Annotated in this window: 13 protein-coding genes and 2 pseudogenes; 3 read left to right on the top strand and 12 right to left on the bottom strand. The window is 71.9% G+C overall.

Going from position 1 to position 16698, the window contains the following annotated elements; genetic code table 11:
- Positions 1-45 precede the first annotated feature (45 nt).
- Together AQJ91_RS04060 and AQJ91_RS51800 are read right to left on the bottom strand one after the other, a co-directional pair.
- Positions 46-1188, bottom strand: a pseudogene (locus tag AQJ91_RS04060) (SLC13 family permease); the annotation flags it as partial.
- Between the two features lie 484 nt (positions 1189-1672).
- Positions 1673-1819, bottom strand: a pseudogene (locus tag AQJ91_RS51800) (MerR family DNA-binding transcriptional regulator); the annotation flags it as partial.
- A gap of 164 nt (positions 1820-1983) precedes the next feature.
- Here AQJ91_RS51800 and AQJ91_RS04055 point away from each other — a divergent pair.
- Positions 1984-2859 (top strand): ATP-grasp domain-containing protein, encoded by an 876-nt coding sequence (locus AQJ91_RS04055; RefSeq protein WP_067016419.1) that lies wholly within the window; start codon positions 1984-1986, stop codon positions 2857-2859.
- A gap of 1 nt (position 2860) precedes the next feature.
- Here the strand turns inward: AQJ91_RS04055 and AQJ91_RS04050 are convergent, their stop codons facing one another.
- The 10 genes from AQJ91_RS04050 to AQJ91_RS04005 all read right to left on the bottom strand — a co-directional run bounded on the left by AQJ91_RS04050 (position 2861) and on the right by AQJ91_RS04005 (position 14973).
- Entirely contained in the window at positions 2861-3472 is a 612-nt protein-coding gene (locus AQJ91_RS04050; RefSeq protein ID WP_067016417.1) for a hypothetical protein, read from the bottom strand.
- Entirely contained in the window at positions 3438-4259 is an 822-nt protein-coding gene (locus tag AQJ91_RS04045) for an FkbM family methyltransferase (protein ID WP_067016415.1), read from the bottom strand. The genes AQJ91_RS04050 and AQJ91_RS04045 overlap by 35 nt, the downstream gene beginning before the upstream one ends.
- Positions 4256-4492 carry a Trm112 family protein gene (locus AQJ91_RS04040; protein WP_067016413.1) on the bottom strand — a complete coding sequence of 79 codons (237 nt, stop codon included), beginning with the start codon at positions 4490-4492 and terminating at the stop codon, positions 4256-4258. The genes AQJ91_RS04045 and AQJ91_RS04040 overlap by 4 nt, the downstream gene beginning before the upstream one ends.
- Positions 4489-5406, bottom strand: coding sequence for a DMT family transporter (locus AQJ91_RS04035; protein ID WP_067016411.1), 918 nt, complete (start codon positions 5404-5406; stop codon positions 4489-4491). Before AQJ91_RS04035 ends, AQJ91_RS04040 begins: the two co-directional genes overlap by 4 nt.
- Before the next feature lie 3 nt (positions 5407-5409).
- The gene (locus AQJ91_RS04030; protein WP_067016409.1) at positions 5410-6147 is read right to left on the bottom strand and encodes a class I SAM-dependent methyltransferase; all 738 of its coding nucleotides are present in this window, start codon (positions 6145-6147) and stop codon (positions 5410-5412) included.
- Positions 6144-7571 (bottom strand): condensation protein, encoded by a 1428-nt coding sequence (locus AQJ91_RS53350; RefSeq protein WP_067016407.1) that lies wholly within the window; start codon positions 7569-7571, stop codon positions 6144-6146. The genes AQJ91_RS04030 and AQJ91_RS53350 overlap by 4 nt, the downstream gene beginning before the upstream one ends.
- The gene (locus tag AQJ91_RS04020) at positions 7568-11713 is read right to left on the bottom strand and encodes an alpha-(1->3)-arabinofuranosyltransferase (protein ID WP_067016405.1); all 4146 of its coding nucleotides are present in this window, start codon (positions 11711-11713) and stop codon (positions 7568-7570) included. Before AQJ91_RS04020 ends, AQJ91_RS53350 begins: the two co-directional genes overlap by 4 nt.
- On the bottom strand, positions 11710-12558 hold the full coding sequence (locus AQJ91_RS04015; protein ID WP_407696820.1) for a class I SAM-dependent methyltransferase: 849 nt from the start codon (positions 12556-12558) through the stop codon (positions 11710-11712). The genes AQJ91_RS04020 and AQJ91_RS04015 overlap by 4 nt, the downstream gene beginning before the upstream one ends.
- Before the next feature lie 5 nt (positions 12559-12563).
- Positions 12564-13787 carry a glycosyltransferase family 4 protein gene (locus AQJ91_RS04010; protein ID WP_067016400.1) on the bottom strand — a complete coding sequence of 408 codons (1224 nt, stop codon included), beginning with the start codon at positions 13785-13787 and terminating at the stop codon, positions 12564-12566.
- Between the two features lie 199 nt (positions 13788-13986).
- Positions 13987-14973, bottom strand: coding sequence for a cell envelope lipid trafficking protein PgfA (locus AQJ91_RS04005; RefSeq protein WP_067016397.1), 987 nt, complete (start codon positions 14971-14973; stop codon positions 13987-13989).
- A gap of 180 nt (positions 14974-15153) precedes the next feature.
- Between AQJ91_RS04005 and AQJ91_RS54300 the strand changes: the two genes are divergently transcribed.
- Together AQJ91_RS54300 and AQJ91_RS04000 are read left to right on the top strand one after the other, a co-directional pair.
- On the top strand, positions 15154-15306 hold the full coding sequence (locus AQJ91_RS54300) for a hypothetical protein (RefSeq protein ID WP_199847839.1): 153 nt from the start codon (positions 15154-15156) through the stop codon (positions 15304-15306).
- Between the two features lie 3 nt (positions 15307-15309).
- On the top strand, positions 15310-16596 hold the full coding sequence (locus tag AQJ91_RS04000) for a PucR family transcriptional regulator (RefSeq protein WP_067016395.1): 1287 nt from the start codon (positions 15310-15312) through the stop codon (positions 16594-16596).
- Positions 16597-16698 lie beyond the last annotated feature (102 nt).

The raw sequence follows: 16698 nt of genomic DNA, 5'->3' as shown, positions 1-16698 counted from the left end.
GTCGCTGTCGCTGTCGCTGCCCGTCGGCCGCCGGTTACGCCGGTTCTAGCCGAAGCCCGGCACGACCAGCACCAGCCACACCACCGCGGGCACCACCGCCACCACGATCCCTCCGTAGACCATCAGCTGCTTGAAGAAACGCTCGCGGTCCACGTCCGGTGCCGCGGCCAGCACCAGCGCACCGTTCGTCGAGAACGGGCTCACGTCCACCACCGTCGCCGACACCGCCAGCGCCGCCACCATCCCGACCGCCCCGATCTCGCCCTGCGCCAGGAACGGCACCGCCAGCGGGATCAGCGCGCCCATGATCCCCACGGACGAGGCGAACGCCGACACGATCGCGCCGATGTAGCAGAGCAGCACCGCGGCCAGCAGCGGAACGCCGATGTCGCCGACGCCCTCACCGGCCCAGGTGATCGTGCCCATCTCGTCCAGCACGCCGACATACGTCAGGACACCGCAGATCAGCAGCACGGTCGGCCAGGCGATCTCGCCGACCGCCCGTCGGCTGTCCTCCGGCCAGACGGTGCTCAGGGCGACGGCGAGGGTGATCGCGGTCAGCCCGGCGTCCAGGTCGAAGGCGAGGACGGCCACCACGAGGGCGACCAGGGCGGTGAGGGTGGCGGTGCGGACGGGCGTGAGGTGGGTGGTGTCGGGTGGGGTGGGGCGGGTGGCTACGGCGGTGGCGGTACCGGCGAGGGCAGGCCCGGTGCCGTTGGTGCCTCCGGGCGGGCTCACCTTCCCGGCGTTTCCGGAGCCGCCCGCGCTGCCGGTACTGCCCGAGGCGCCGCCCGCGGTCTCCCCGTCCGGCGTCACCGCCCCCTGCGCCCACAGCTTGAGCCCTCCGAAGAGGACGAACACGATCCCCGCGATGACGAGGTTCACGATCAGGGACGCCAGGAAGAGGGCGACCTCGTTGCCCGGCAGCTTCTCGCGCTCGACGATGCCGTTGACGATCGAGCCGTAGATGCTGATCGGCGAGAAACCGCCGCCCTGCGCCCCGTGCACCACCATCGCGCCCATCAGCAGCGGGCTGATCCCGTACCGGGCGGCGAAGCTCAGTGCGATCGGGGCGACGATCGCGACCGCGGCCGGGCTGACCGCGCCGATCGCGGTGAGCGCGCCGGTGATGGCGAACATCACCCAGGGGATCAGCGCCACCCGCCCGCGCACCACCCGGATCGGCGCGGGTGCGCTGCAATGTGATCGCCTGCGGGTTCTGCCGCCTCGGCATCGATCTCGACTGCTCCCGGGCGGACTGCCACAGGTCCGACATCAACCGCCCGTTACACAGGCGCCGCCGCTTACCGTGTCCCCTCTCATCGCATAGAACGTGGGGGGTCTCATGTCGTGCGGGTATCCGGGGCCGGGAGGCCAGCAGCCGCCGCATGGGTGGCAGGGGCAGCAGCCGCCGCCCCCTCCGGGCTTGCAGCTGCCACCGGGGCCGGGCTGGGGCGGACCGCCGCCGCAGCCGCCACCGGGCGATGGGCTTTACTCGGCGTCGGCGTGACAGTGAGGCTTTTCCAACCTCAGCCTGACATCGCCAGGTGCAGGCGAGGGAGTCCTGCACTGGGCCGCCCAGGATGGCAGTCGGCGCGGGGGTTCATTTGCGGTATGCGGCCAGGATTCGTAGGGCGCGGAGAGTCTCAATGCCCCGGTTGCGCGGCTATCAGAACCCCGACGGCGGCTTCGCACACGCAAAGCCGCCCTGGCGCAGGAGGCCCAGTTCGTCGTAGAGACGCAATGCCTTCGGAGAGAGGCGGCACGCCTTCGCGAAGGCACCGATCGTCAGTGTCGTCGGCGTCGGCAGTGGCTTCATGGGCGCCCCCCGCTTTCTGTCCGGTGTCCCCTTCCGGTTCCGTCACCGATGCTGGGCCTTCCCCGAAGGGGAGGGTCGAATGGGTTGTCGCTGTTGCGGGGCGCGCGGTTAGCCTGCGGGGCGCGGATCGTCCGCTGTGCGCCGTACGTGAATGGAGTCTCCCTGTGTCACCCCGTGTCGCCCTCGTCACCTACGACCCCCGCCCCGAGCCCAGCCACGACGTCGACCTCCCGGTGCTGGTGCGGGCGCTGCGCGACGCCGGGGCCCAGGCCGACTCCGTGTACTGGGACGACAGTGACGTTGACTGGGGTGGGTACGACCTCGCTGTCATACGGTCCACCTGGGACTACAGCTGGCGGGCCGGTGAGTTCCTGGAGTGGGCCGAGCGGTGCGGGAAGGCGACCAAGCTGGCGAATCCGGCCGACGTCGTGCGGTGGAACGCCGACAAGCGGTACCTCGGGGAGCTTGCCGAGGATGGCGTGCCCGTCGTCCCCACCCGGTATCTCGCGCCGAAGGACGCCGCCGACCTGCCGGGCGACCACGAGTACGTCATCAAGCCGACCTCGGGGGCCGGCGCCCGGTACGCCGCGCGCTACACGCCAGACGAGCACGACACCGCCGTACGGCAACTCGCGCGGATGCACGCCGAAGGGCTGACCGCGATGGTGCAGCCGTATGTCCGGAGCATCGACGCCGTGGGGGAGCGGGCGTTGCAGTTCTTCGGCGGGCGGCTGCTGCACGCCAGCCGGAAGCGGGCCGTGCTGGCTCCGGGGACGGCGTACGACGCGGACAAGGTCGCGCATCCGGGGCTGGAGCCCTGGACGCCGACGGCCGCCGAACTCGCCGTCGCCGAGCGGGCCTTGGCCGCCGTACCGGAGGCGCCCGAGCTGCTGTACGCGCGCGTGGATCTCGTCGACGGGGAGGACGGGGAGCCGCGGGTGATGGAGCTGGAGCTCGTCGAGCCGAACCTGTTTCTGTCGCTGCACACCGGGTCGGTGTCGCGGGTGGTCGAGGCGATCCTCGTGGAGGCCGTTCGCTGAGTCACGGCGTATCCACAGCCACCCGCTGCAGCAACCCCCACGTGAACTCGGCGACACACCGCCGCCGCACCCCCCGTCCGTCCGGCGCCTCGAAGGCCAGCCCCCACCGGGTCGGGGCCGTGCCCTCCAGAGGCCGGGCGGGGGCGAAGGCGTGGGCGGCCTCGTCGACCGTGCAGGACCAGGGGGTGAGGTCGTCGAGGGTGTGGAGGGGCGGGGCGGGGGTGCCGGGGGCGCGGACGAGCCACTCGTTCCATACCGCTCCGTTCGGCGCGAGCAGTACCTCGAAGCGCAGGTCGGGCCAGAGCGGCACCGGCCACAGCCAGGCCTCGCATTCCAGGTCGCCGACCTTGCGGGCGACGACGGACTCGGGTGCCCCCAGGACGGACCGGTAGCGGGAGGCGGCGCCGCGGGCCCGGGGGGAGCGGATCATGGCCTGCCACCGTTTGTTGGCCTCCCGCATGTCGGCCAGGGAGACGCCCAGTTCGCGGCGGGCCTCGTCCACCAGGTCCGGGCTGTGGTCGGCCATGCGGCGCAGCAGCACCAGCTGGAAGTCGCGCGGAGTGAAGGGGCTGTAGGGGCTAGCGGGGGGCTTTCCGGAGGCCATGCGATCCATCGTCGCCCACCTTGGCGCCGCCCGGGCGGCGGCCGTCGGGGAGGAAGAGGACGGAGTTCACGTACCGGGGTCCGGCGAAGGGCAGCACACGGCGCAGCAGACCGCGTGAGACGACGTACGCGGCGTCGGCCTGGTGGGCCTCCAGGGGGAACGAGGCGAGCGGCATCCAGTTGTCGCCGGGCAGTACCCAGCCGTCGTAGCGCAGCAGCGACAGGTACGTCACCACCGGGCCGACCGGCTGGATCCGTGACTCCAGTTCCACGAACAGCGCCGGCCGGTCGCGGGCCAGGAGTCCGGCCGCGCCGCGCAGTACCGCGAGCTCGTTGCCGTCCACGTCGATCTTGATGAAGCCGACGTCCCGCAGCCCCAGCTCGTCGAGGGTGACGCAGCCGACGTCCAGGGCCTGGCCGTGGATGTCGCGCCGGACCAGGGACGACACGCCCCGGTCGCCCGTGTCGCCCGGCGGCAGCCAGAGGCGGGCGCGGCCCGGGTGGTCGGAGGCGGCGGCCTGGACGACCCGGACGTTCGCCGGGGCCCGCGAGGCCAGCAGCCGTGCCAGGTGGGGGACCGGTTCGACGGTCACCACCTGGCGGGCCCGTCGTGACAGGCGGCGCGTCCACGGGCCGTACCAGCCGCCGACGTCGACGGCGGTCCCGCAGTCCGCCGGGCACAGTTCGCCGAGCCTCGCCAGCTCCGGTTCGAACCGCGGGTACACGGCCCGGGCGGCCGCGGCGACGAGACGGGTGGGCAGCAGGGGCGCCACCCGCGAGGCCAGAGTCATGGTCATGGGGCCGTCCGCTTGAGGAGTGCGAGGAGTGCTTCGTGTTCGTCGTCGGAGACCTGCGTCCCGGAGGAGGGCAGCAGTTGAGGTATGCCGTCGACGATGGGATAGCGGCGGCGCAGCCGCGGGTTGTACAGCGCCTCGTCCGCGGCGGCGGGCCCGTCCGGTATGACGAGGGACAGCGGCCCCTTGTCGAGCGGGCACGCCAGGATCTGCAGCAACGGGTCGTCGGACTTCATGAGGACGTCAACTCCTTTGCACCGGCCGTGGATCGGGGTGCGGGGTCGTGCTTGGGCATGGACAGCAGTACGGCCACGGCGAGCGCCGTACCGGCGATCCGCAGCGTCAGCCGCAGCGGATCGTCCGGCAGCGCCTCACCGAACGACAGCGTGCCGAGTACCGCCGTGAACAGACACGTCACCGTCGTGCACACCGGCACGATCAGCGAGGCCCGGCAGCGCTGCAGCGCGGCCTGCGACATGACGAGGCCGAACGCGCCGGTGAACAGGAGGAGATACGGGTACGGGGAGCGGAGTACGTCCGCCACCGCGCCGACCGGGTCGTCGGCCGACAGATAGCTGGACACGCCCTTGATGGCCAGCGAGCTCACCCCGTACAGCAGGCCGACCGCCACCCCGTACTCGACGCCGGTCGTGGGCAGCCGGTGCCGGTGCCGGGCGTTCCGCTCGGCGGAGTTGTACAGCCACACGCCCGCCGCCAGCGACGGCACGCACACCAGCAGGATCAGCGGATAGGGCGCGGCCCGGCTGACGGTCTCCGAGCCCTCGCGCAGCGACAGTACGACCATCAGCAGCGCGGCGAGGATCGCGCCGAGCGCGTACCGTTCCCGCCCGGTGGTCTCCTCGCCCAGCAGCCGCGCGGACAGCAGTACGAGCAGGACGAGACCGGAGACGAAGATGCCCTGTGCGGCGGCGATCGGCAGGGTGCGGTAGACGGCGAGCTGGGCGGCGAAGCCGGCGGCGAGGGCGAGCGAGCCGCCGATCCACAGCGGACTGCCGAGCACCAGCCGCAGCAGCTGGGCGGGTTGCCGGATCGTCACCTGAGGCAGCGCGGCGAGCGCCCGCTTCTCCAGGACGAATCCGCTGCTGTACAGGACGTTCGCCAGCAGGGCGGCGGCGACTCCCCACCACATCTGCTACGTCCTTCGCGCGTGCAGCAGCAGGATCGACGCGGCCGACGGCACCGCGCAGGCCAGCCGGTCCAGCGCCCGCAGCGGACGCGGTACGCCGTGGAAGGGCGCCCCTCGCAGCCGTACGACCTCGAAGCCGGCCGCGGTGACGAACTCCCGCAGCGCGCGGGCGGTGTACAGCCGCAGATGCCCCACGACCTCCCGCCCCGGCCGCCCGTGGATCGCCCGCAGGCTGACCTCGGAGAACACGGGCTGGACTCCGGCCAGCAGCAGCCCCCGGTTGTACCAGGCGGCCAGATTCGGGGTGGACAGCATCAGATGGCCCCCGGGCCGCAGCACCCGCCGTATCTCGTCCAGTGCGGCGTCCGGATCGACGAGATGCTCGATCACCTCGCTGAACAGCACGGCGTCGGCGGTCCCGGACCTGAACGGCAGCCCGCCGCCGGTGAGTTCACCGCGCACGGCGTACGGCATCCGGGCGCGGGCGCGTTTGAGGGCGTCCTGGGACCAGTCGATGCCGACGACGCGGTGGCCGGTCAGGAACGGGGCGGCGGTGGCGGCCGCGGTGCCGTCGCCGCAGCCGATGTCGAGGACGGTCTGCTCTCTCCCCGCGACGGGCGGTCCGAGGGCGGCAGCGAGCATCCGGGCCTGGCGGAGGCTGCGGGGGGTGCCGGAGGCCACGGGGACGGACGGGTTCTCGTAGAAGTCGCGCAGTTCAGGGGGCTTCATGGGAGTGGTCGTCATGGGGTCACCTCCGTCGAGTGGAGGTAGTGCTCGTACAGGTCCCGCAGGTGCGCGCCGTCGCCGTGGCTGAGCAGGGTGCGCGACCAGCGCAGGGCGAGGTGGAGACGGCCGGCGGTGGAGGCGGTGGTCACGGTCAGCCCGCGGGGCATCCGCGCGGGCGCCGAGAACCACACCGCGTGCGCCCGGCCCGCCTCCTCGCCGAAGTCCAGCGGATACGGGATGCGGCCGATGTTGCTGAGCAGGGTGGTGGACGTCCAGGGTGCGGCGGCCCGGCGGAGGCCGCGGGTGAGGGCGGCGCGCCAGGCTACGGGGGTGATGGGGGCGGTGAGGAGTGCGGCGCCGTGGCCGAGCTGGGGGCGGGGGAGGGACTTGAGGGCGCGGGTACGGGTGGCCGTACGGCGGAGGAGGGTGGGCATGGCGGCGGCGTCGTGTGCGGCCAACTCCTCGGGTGTGAAGGTCACTTCGACCAGGCGGGTGCCGTTGCCGATGGGCATCGTGGTGTCGCGGGGGCGGTCGTCCACGGGCATCGTGATGCGGAGGGGGCGGGGGTGGGCGCCGTGTTCTCTGTTCCAGTGGGCGATGGTGAGGGCGGTGGTGACCATGAGCTGGTCGTTCACGGTGTAGGGGGAGCCCTTGGGGCGGTGGGGGAGGGCCAGCTCGGTGACGAGCATGCCGTTGCCGGGGGAGGACTCGGGGGTGCCGGGGGCGACGCGTGCGGGTGGGGACCAGTTGGAGGGGGTGGCTTCGGGGGGTCGCGGGGGTTCGGGGGTGGTTCGGGTGGGGGGTGCGGTGGGGGAGTTGTCCTTGGCGCCGTACAGCTCGGCGGCGGTGGCCAGGACTCGGAGGCAGGCGGGGCCGTCCAGGGCGGTGTGGTTGATGGTGAGGAAGAGGACCGAGTGGTTCAGCTGCGGGCAGTCGTACCGCTGGGGCGGCACCCGTCCCCAGGAGAGCGGCACCCCGCCGGCGCGGGCGAGCGTCCCACCTCCGCGCCGGCCCTCATGCCCAGCACGGACTTCACCGACGGCATCAGTAGCCTCGCTCCCTTCAACGGGCCCAGCCCCTTGAACCACCTCAAGCCTCACCGGCGGCGAAACAGACAGCGGCGGCACCTCCATGAGCGCCCGCGTCCGAGCCCCCCGCAACGCATCCGGCCCCCCCACCGGACCCCCCACCACCTCCACCTCCGGTTCAGCCGTCAGCTCCCACTCGTACCGTCGCCGATACCACCGCCCGGACGCCTCCCGCATCAGAATCCGAGGATGCCGAAGCAATGCCTCGGTGAACGCCTTCCGCAACCGGCCGGGATCCAGCGGCCCGGGAAGATGGACCTCGATATGGACCGTCTCCGGCTCCTCCTCCTGGAGGCAGTGCCGGGCGATCTCGTCCACCACGGGAAACGGAATCCGCACAGGCCCACCGCTCATCCGGCCTCACCCCTCCCACTCCCGCTCTCCTGCTCCCGGACACTCACAACCCCCGCGAACAGCCCGATCAGAGCGAGCAGTTGGGCAACCGGCCCGAACGCTCCCTCCCCCGCCCCCACCGGCTCCCCGGCCCCGACAGCGGCAGCGACCCCCGCCCCCACCAGAGCCAGCAGAGCGATCGGCACCAGCAGCGCATGCCGCCGCCAGGCCACCACCGCCAGCGCGGGCACCAGCAACGCGAACCATCCGGCGATGAACACCCCCACCACCGTCAACGCCACCGCACCGAGCCACACCCCGGGCGCCGGCGGAACGACCTGCGGCTCGTCGGGGTTCTCCGCCCGCCGCCGCCAGAGCACCAGCCCCGCCAGCAGGGCGAGCCCCACCCCGCTCCCGATCAGCCCGGCCTCGTAGGTCACCGCCGGCTCGTAGGACAGCTTGACCGTGCCGCCGGTGCCCGCCGGGATCCGCCACCCCTGCTGCCACCCGTCGAGCCGTACCGGCGTGAGTTCCTTGCCGTCGAGCGTGGCCCGCCAGCCGTCGTTGAAGTTCTCGTACATGGTGAGGTAGGAGGCCGCTCCGGTCCCGACGGTCACCTCGCGTCGGTCGCCGAGCCAGTCCCGTATCCCCAACTGCCGGCCCGCGACGGCTGCTTCGGCCACCGTGCCCCGCGTCAGCGTGACGTCGCTCAGCGCCAGCGGCCCGGCATCCCCGGCCTCGACCCGGTGCTCACCGGCCGGCAACGACAACTCGGCGTCCTCACGCCCTTCCTGACACAGTGTCACGTCAACCACCCGGCGCTCCACCAGATCCCGGACCGTCCCCCGCAGACCCGTCTGGTACAGCTCCCCGTCCACTGACAGCACGGGCCCTTGCCCGCACGCCAGCGTGAACTTCCGGGACCCGTCGGGCTGCGGAGTGCGGTACTGGTCGAGGGCCGGGAGGTACGCCTCCGTCAGCCCCACCGGCAGCCGTAGATCCTCGTCCACGACCGGGTTGTACAGGGTCAGCGGCGCGGTCTGGGTGACCGTGATGTCCAGCCGGTCCGTCGTGATCGCGGGGAACCGCACCGCGCCGTTCTCGTCGACGCCCGCGATCGCCGCCCCGTCGGGGGAGCTGATGTGCACCTCGGTAGGCCGAGTGGACAGCCCGCCGGCCGGGGCGAGCACGATCTCGTCCACGGCTTGTTTTCCGCTCCACCGCAGGTGGATGGTCGGGCGGTCGCCCGCGATCCAGGCCGTCGTCAGGTCGCCGTCGGTGAGGTTCCGGGCCGACAGCCCGGCACCGAGCCGTGCGGTCGAGTCGGCGGTGGCGGTGATGCGGTTCTGCTGGTCGGGGGCGACCTCGTAGAGCAGCCGGTCGAGCTCCTCGCCCGGCACGGGCACCGCGCCCGCCCTCATCTCGTACGTTCCCGAGGCGGCCGTGGAGAAGCGGCGGTGCAGCCCCGCCTCCGTGCCGGTCGCGGACAGTCCGGTCGGGTCGGACGTGCGGGACAGGGACACGACCTCGGCGGCCGCACCGGAGTTCTCGGCGTCGGTCGGCAGCCGCAGCAGCCGGGTCACCTGGACGTTCGGCAGGTCGATCTCGGAGAAACCCGCACCGGTCAGGCCCGCTCGCCGGGACACCGTGTCGGTGATCGTCAGCTTCATCCAACTCGTCGCGCCCGCAGGAGCCTTGACGGTCTGCGTGCTCCCGTCCGCGCGCAGGAAGCTGCTCACGGACCCCTTCTCCGTCTCCACTCGCACCCGGGTCGCCGCCGACCGCACGCCCTCCTGCGGCAGCGGGGTGACCTTGAACGACGACGGCATGTCGTACGCGTCCTCCGCGAACCGGATCCGCAGCCACTGCCCGTCCCCCGAGCCCGCCGCGCCCTCGGTCCAAGCGGTGTCCGGGTTGCCGTCGAAGGCGTTCGCCGGGTCGTACTGCGGGAGGTGGAACAGCCAGCTGCCGTACGACGACGCCGTGACCGACCGGGCCCCGCGCAGCTCGGCGACCGTCTGGTGGTCGGTGCCGGTCGTCGGCAGGATCTGGTGCGGTTTCTGGCCGGCGTCCTGTGCGGCGTCGGGCGCGTTGCGTTCGTCGCGGGTGTACGTGTACGAGGTGTTGGCGTTGACCAGCCCGAACCGGGTGTCCGCGCGCCGGAGCCCGTCCCCGACCACCTGCAGCGGGGGTGAGCCGAGTCCGGGATGGTTGTCGCCGGTCAGCACGCTGGGCCGGCCGCGCAGTTCGGTGGCCAGCGGCAGCAGGGACTCCGGGCCGCCGGAGACGACGGCGGTGCCGGCGACCGGCTGCAGTCCCGCCTGGTGCGGTCGCGGCACGTCCTCGCTCACCGGCTTGTAGATCTCCACCGCCCGCTGCCGTGGATACAGCCCCTCCACCTGCAGTGGCGTGTCGTGCGCGATCCGCCCGCCGGTCATCACCGGCCCGAAGCCCGTCACCCGCTCGTACCCGGACTGCTCCAGCGTCCGCTTCACGGTCGTGGTCGGGACATAGCCGACCTGGTCGGGGTCCAGGTCGTTGCGGACGACGACGTAGTACATGCCCGCGCGGCTCAAGTAGTCGGCCAGCCCGGTGACTTCACCCCCGCTCATCAGCGCCTGCTCCACGGCGTCCATCGCGCGCCGGTTGCCGGGGGTGCCGAAGGGGACGTAGTCCCGTTGCGCCCAGCGGGACTCGGCGACGACGTCGAGGGGCTGGTCGATGGTCGAGCCCCAGGTGTAGATGCCGTGCGCGGTCGCCGGGACCACGAGGACGCGGGCGTCGGGAGAGTACTTCTCCATCCAGTCGGCCGTCGCCGACCAGTACTTGGGGATCTCCGGGAAGGAACCCGGGTTCAGGATCGCCCCGTTGAGATACGGCCAGACGAGCCCCGGCAGCACCAGGACGGCCGCGACCAGCGGCGCGAACCGCCGCCCCCGCACCGGCCGCGCCCCGCGCGTCTCCGAGGCCACCCCCACCAGATGCGCCAGCCCCAGCACCAGGGCGAGCGCCAGCCCCGTCTGGAACTTGTAGATGTTCCGGAACGGCACCAGCCAGCCGTCCAGCCAGTCCTGCACGAGCCCATGGAAGGGCGCCCCGAAGGCACCGCCGTACCCGGCGAGCAGGATCAGCGCGACGGTCACCACGGTCAGCACCAGCCACCGCCGCTCCGGCATGTCCCGCCGGGCCAGCCCCGCCAGCCCCAGCCCGGCCGCGAGCGCCGAGCAGACGATGACGATCACCGACGCGGCGACGGTCCAGCCGGCCGGCAGCCAGGCCTCACCGAAGTGCAGATAGGCGACCCAGTTCCCGGCGCCGCGCAGAGCCTCCGTCGCCGCCATGGTGTCGGTCGTGGTCCGAGAAGTCTCCACGTAGGGAAGGAAGTTCTCGCCGTAGACGCCGAGCATCAGCAGCGGGATCCACCACCAGGCGGTCGCCAGGATCACCCCCGGCACCCACCAGGCGATCAGCTTGCGCTGCCGTGGCCCGGGCGGGCGGGACAGCAGATACAGGCCGACGGGCAGCAGTGACGCCAGGGTCGCGGCGGCGTTGACGCCGCCCATGAACGGGATGATCAGCGCGGAGCGCAGGGCGGCGACCCGGGCGCTGTACCGCTCGTTCGTCAGCGGCAGCAGCACCCACGGCAGGAAGGCGCCCGGCAGCGCGGCGGCCGACGTGGACCCGATGACGATGGTGAACACCGGCCACAGCGCATACACGACCGCGGCGAGCAGCCGGGACGCCCCACTCCCGACCCGCAGCCGTTCGGCCAGCCGCAGCGCACCCCAGAAGGCGACGGACACGATCAGCGACAGCCACAGCCGCTCCGCCAGCCACACCGGCAGCCGTATGACATCGGCGAGCCAGTAGAACGGCAGCATCGGCCACAGATAGCCCGCGTACTGGTCCTGGATCCCGCCGAACCCGCTCTGGTCGTGCCACAACTGCCCCAGATCGGCGAAGAACCGCCCGGGATCGTTCGTGACCCCCAGCTTGGTGTCGAAGGTCTGCCGCCCCGGACGCACCACCAGGAACAGCACGAACACCACGGCCCAGAACCCCAGCAGCCAGCGCCGCGACCGCGGGCCCTCCGGCGGGCCCGACATGATCGCGGTGGTGGGGACTGCTGCCGGAGGAGGAGCCTGGACCGTGGACGTCGTCATGGTGGACACCGCCGGAGGATGAGGAGAAGGTTCCAGGTGGCCACCTCACGTATCCCGGGCGCCTTGACGACGGTCTCCGCGAGGAACGGCCAGTAGCGGGAGCGCGCCGAGACGACCGTCACGTCGTCGCGGGCGCGGACCTGCCGCAGGGTGGGCCCGATGTGCACGGCGAACAGGTTCTCGCCGAGGGTGTGCTTGGCGGGCCTGCCGGTACGGCGCCGGTAGCGGGCGCGGGCCCGTTCGGCGCCCAGATAGTGCCAGGGCGCCCACTCGTGACCGCCCCACGGGGACAGCCAGTTGGTGAACGACACATAGATCAGCCCGCCGGGCCGGGTCACCCGCGCCAGCTCACTGAGAAAGGTCTGCGGATCGGCGACGTGCTCCAGCACATTGGAGGAGAAGGTGACGTCGGCGACCCCGTCGCGGAGAGGGAGGAGATAACCGTCGGCGATCACGGCCCCGTCGGGAGCTTTCTCGCCCAGCTCCCGCACGTCCGGCTCGAAGAGGTAGGCATCCGCGCCCCGCCGCCGAAACTCCTCCGTGAAGTACCCGCTGCCACCACCGACGTCGACGACTGTCCGGCCGGCAACGGGCCCGCCACAGGCCTCAACCTGATCGACGGCATCACGAGCGAGCAGCGAGTAACAGGACGCAGGATCATCCTGCTCATGCAGAAAGGCCCGGAAGAGAACAAGGGAACGCCGAACGGAGGGATCCTTCACACGCCGGTCCGCTGAAGCGCCCCTAAAGGGGCGCGGGGCTGTGACATGTGCGGCTCCGCCGCGTGGGCGCGACCAGCCACGAACAACCCGTAGCCGCGAGACAACCTCACCAACACGGCGCATAGGCGTCACGGCGCCCAGTCCCGCACCGCCTCGGACGCCACCGCCCGAAACTGTCTCACCGCCCGATCCCAGCGATAGCGCCCCGCCCGGTCCCGGGCGACCTTGCCCATCAGCTCCCGCCGATGCCCGGACAACGCCAGCGTGCACCAAGCCGCCGCGAACGAGGACTCCCCGTGGGCAAGCACACCGGTCTCCCCGTCCACGACGGAATCCCGCAGCCCAGGCACATCAAAGGCAACGGTCGGAGTCTCACGCGCGGCGGCCTCGGTGACGACAAGGCCCCACCCCTCCACAGCGGAGGGATGCAGCAACAGCCACGCCGCACACAGCAGCCGGTGCTTCTCGGCCTCGGAGACATGCCCGGTGAATTCCACACCGGGGCCGGCCATCGCAGTGAGCCGTTCCCGCTCGGGCCCGTCCCCGACGATGACGAGCCGCCCGCCGGTAACCGGCCGCACCCGCTCCCACAGCCGCAGGAGGAGATCGATCCGTTTGTACTCGACGAGCCGTCCCACGGCGACGAAGAGCGGCTCGGGGGAGCGGTCGGCGCGCGGGCCGGGCTCCTCGACGCCGTTGTGGACGACACGGATCCGGTCCCGCTCGACCCCGATCGCCCGCAGCGCATGCGCCGTCGACGGCGACACGGCGACCAGCAGACTCCGGTGCTGCGCACCGGTCAGCGCCCAGTGTTCGAGTCTTCGGCCGAGGCGTGCGGCGGGGGCCAGTGGTCCGCCGAAGCGCATCTTCCACAGGTCGGTGTGAACATGGTTCACCAGGCACATCGTCGGTCCGCGATGCCACACGGGCGCGAAGTACGGCATGCCGTTGCAGACCTCGACCAGCAGATCGCAGTCGCCGACCTGACGGGCGAAGGCGGAGCGGGCGCGCAGGTAGTGGCCGTAGGAGCCGCCTGCCGACACGACCCGGTAGTCGCGGATGGGGGCACCTCCCGCTCGAGCGGAGCCGAGAGTGGGGGAGGCCGGGCCGCCGCACAGCAGGGTGACCTGGTGGCCCAGCCGGGTCAGCCCGTCGGCCAGCCGGTCGACGAGGAGTTCGGACCCGCCGGCGGCCTGGTTGCCCAGGTCGCGGTGGGCGAGGAAGACGATTCGGCGCGGTTGTGGGGGATGCGCCTGAGGGTGCTGCGGCGCCCGGGAGGATGCGGCGTGATGGGGGTCCCCCCGCTCGAGCGAAGCCGAGAGTGGGGGAGTGGAAGGCACGTGCTGGGGCATGGGTGCTCCAACTCGTCTCAGGGTGCGGAACTCAGCGTGGGGGAGGGAGGGTTTCGGTTCCTGTGAGGGATTTGGATGCTTCTTGCGAGGGGGGTGTGGACGGCCTGTGCTCGGGTGGGTTGGACAGTTTTCGCCCAGCCGTTCGCCACGGCTACTCACCGGGATGACAATTTCCGGCTTTATTAGAGCTGACGTCACGTCACATCGTGAGCGGAGGCGGGGGCGTCCCGGGCGCATCGTTGTCAATGGGGTGCTTACGCCCGCGTACCAGCAAAACACCCCCCACCAGGGCGAGCAGGAATCCCGCCCCCGCCGCCCCGATGGGCAGCGTCTCACTCACCAGTCGCAGCATTCCACTGTCCTGCTTGGCCTGCCGCACCGCTTCCTTCTGCGTCTCGGTGGTGAACGCGATCTTCCGGCTGTCCAGCAGTACCACCGCGTCCTCGTCCGCACCCGGCGCGCGCAGAGTGCGGCGCGGACCGGTCTGGGCGTGGACGACCCGGCCGGTGCGCTGGTCGACGACGAGTGTCACGCCGTGATTGGAGTACCACTCCTCGGCCAGGACCTGCGACCGTTCCGGCTGGTCGACGATGGAGCCGGGGACGAGCCGGCTGCCGACCTTCACGGGCGCGACGGTGCCGGTGAACCGGTAGCCCGTGTACCCCTGGACCTTCTGGGTGCCGTCGTAGCGCATGGTGACCGTCGTGCCACCGGAGTTGTCCCACCACTGGTAGGAGCGTTTCCGCACGTCGAACGGGAACTTCAGGTAGGCCTCGCCCTCGATGTACGGCGACTCGTCGCAGCAGTGCACCGGCCGGGTCGTCCGCCGGTCCATGACCCAGCGGTGCGGGGTGAAGTCCAGCGCGTCGTGCGGGTCGGCGGCGGGCAGCGACTTGTCGGTGTCGACCGAGGTCGTCACGTCCCACACGGCGTTGCCGCTGTGCTCGCTGTCCGCCACGTTGCCCCGCACCCGCTGGGTGACGGTGATCCGCTGGTCCGGGACGGTCTCGATCTTCTCGGTGTCGAAGACGCTGCCGGTGCCGGTGTAGACGGCGGTGGTGTCGATGTCGACGGGGTTCACGGCGGCCCGCGGGGTCACGTACCAGGCGAGCATCGGCGCCAGGACCAGCAGGAACGTGCCGAGGCCCAGCAGGATCAGGGAAAGGGGTGAGGCATTACGGCGCATCCGGCACTCCAGGTGGTTGACGCACGGTCGATGCACGGGCCGTTCTTGGGGCGGGAACCGTAGGCGTCCCTTGACGGAGTGTCAATGTCTTGACGTGCCGTCAGGCACTGTCGACACTGGGCCGACAGGCAGGGGTGGGGCGCCGGGTGGGACGACCTCGACAGAGAGGCTGACCCTGCGATGCCCAGACTGCTCGCCGCCGCGCTGACCGTCGTGCTCGCCGCCGTACTCGCGGTGGGCGCCGCGCTCGGCGTCGTCGCGCTGCTGGAAGCGACGCCCGACCAGCCCAACACACCCCTGATCACATACGAGCAAGCAGGCCAGGGGAGTTGACCCGTGCCCTCCGCCCGCTTCCCGCCCGTCACCACCCGCTCGGCGTGGCACGACGTCCCCCGCCTCCAGGTCCGCCGTTTCGCCGCGATCGCGATGGCCGAGGCACCGGCCCTGGCGGAGGAGATCCTGCGCGAGATTCAACGCGAGTACCCCCATCTCCCCGTCGTCCTGGACGAGTCGGGCGAGCCGATGGCCCTGGTCGGCATCCGCCGCGCGATCGAGGTCTTCGTCCAGCACCTGGAGCAGTCGGAGGGCCGGCCGACGGTACCGCCCGGCGTCTTCCAGGAGTTCGGCAGAGGGGAGGGCCTGCACGGCCGGTCCCTGGACTCCCTGCAGGCGATCTACCGGATGGGCGTACGCCTGGCCTGGCGCCGATTCGCCGAGATCGGCCAGCGCGTGGAGATCCCGCCGCCCGCGATGTACGAACTCGTCGACGCGGGCTACGAGTATCTCGACGGCCTCGTCGACCAGTCCGTACGCGGCTACGCGGAGGCGGCGGCGCGGCAGGCCGGCGAACGGCTGCGTCTGCAACGCCGGCTGATGGAGCTGCTCCTTGCCGAACACCACCGCAGCGATCCCGCGGACGCCCTGTCGGAGCGCGCCGCCCGCATCGGCTGGCCGCTGCCGGAGAAGGTGGCGGTGGGCGTGCTGCTGCGCCCGGCGCGGGAGGCGGTGGCACCGGCGGTCGGGCAGGGCGTACTGCTGGACATGGAGTACGAGCAGCCGCGGATGGTGGTGCCGGAGCCGGACGCGGCCGGGCGGCCCGAGCTGCTCCACCGCGCCCTGACCGGCTGGGCGGGCGCGATCGGCCCCCCGGTTCCGCTGCCCGACGCGGCGAAGTCACTGCGCTGGGCGGAGGCGGCCGTGCACCTGATGGAACGGCGGCTGCTGCCCGCCGGGGACGTCCTGTACTGCACGGAGCACACCGAGGCGCTGGTCCTTCTGCAGCCGGAGGAGCTGATCGACGACCTGGCGGCGCGCTGTCTGGCACCGCTGTCGCACTGCGGGCCCACACACGGCCGCAGGCTCGCGGAGACGCTGCTGGCGTGGCTGGAGACGAGGGGCGGGGCGCCGGAGGTGGCGGCCCGGCTGGGTGTCCATCCGCAGACGGTGCGCTATCGCCTGCGTCAGATACGGGAGTTGTGGGGCGACGAGATAGACGACCCGGACCGCCGCTTCGAGCTGGAACTGGTCCTGCGGGCGCAGCGGTTGCGCGGCGAGCTGGGTGAGACGGGCGTGGCGCGGAGGCGGGGTCCGGGCCTCCGCGCCCGGGTGGGTCCGGGTCAGTAACCGGTCACCGGCTCCTCAGTAGCCGTATCGGCTCTTGAGGTGCCGCCAGAAGTCCCGGAATATCCGTGTGTCGAACTCGGTGATCTGTGCGGCGGACCCGGC

Origin of the sequence: Streptomyces dysideae, from assembly GCF_001514305.1 — a bacterium.
GTDB lineage: Bacteria > Actinomycetota > Actinomycetes > Streptomycetales > Streptomycetaceae > Streptomyces > Streptomyces dysideae.
This window is presented reverse-complemented; position numbering and strand designations above follow the sequence as displayed.

Bases quoted from the DNA above. Each gene is read 5' to 3' on its own strand.
- AQJ91_RS04045 (WP_067016415.1), bottom strand. From the start codon at position 4,259: ATGACCATGACTCTGGCCTCGCGGGTGGCGCCCCTGCTGCCCACCCGT.
- AQJ91_RS04005 (WP_067016397.1), bottom strand. From the start codon at position 14,973: ATGCGCCGTAATGCCTCACCCCTTTCCCTGATCCTGCTGGGCCTCGGC.
- AQJ91_RS04010 (WP_067016400.1), bottom strand. From the start codon at position 13,787: ATGCCCCAGCACGTGCCTTCCACTCCCCCACTCTCGGCTTCGCTCGAG.
- AQJ91_RS04015 (WP_407696820.1), bottom strand. From the start codon at position 12,558: ATGCGCCGTGTTGGTGAGGTTGTCTCGCGGCTACGGGTTGTTCGTGGC.
- AQJ91_RS04035 (WP_067016411.1), bottom strand. From the start codon at position 5,406: ATGTGGTGGGGAGTCGCCGCCGCCCTGCTGGCGAACGTCCTGTACAGC.
- AQJ91_RS04050 (WP_067016417.1), bottom strand. From the start codon at position 3,472: ATGGATCGCATGGCCTCCGGAAAGCCCCCCGCTAGCCCCTACAGCCCC.
- AQJ91_RS54300 (WP_199847839.1), top strand. From the start codon at position 15,154: ATGCCCAGACTGCTCGCCGCCGCGCTGACCGTCGTGCTCGCCGCCGTA.
- AQJ91_RS04020 (WP_067016405.1), bottom strand. From the start codon at position 11,713: ATGACGACGTCCACGGTCCAGGCTCCTCCTCCGGCAGCAGTCCCCACC.
- AQJ91_RS04030 (WP_067016409.1), bottom strand. From the start codon at position 6,147: ATGACGACCACTCCCATGAAGCCCCCTGAACTGCGCGACTTCTACGAG.
- AQJ91_RS04040 (WP_067016413.1), bottom strand. From the start codon at position 4,492: ATGAAGTCCGACGACCCGTTGCTGCAGATCCTGGCGTGCCCGCTCGAC.
- AQJ91_RS53350 (WP_067016407.1), bottom strand. From the start codon at position 7,571: ATGAGCGGTGGGCCTGTGCGGATTCCGTTTCCCGTGGTGGACGAGATC.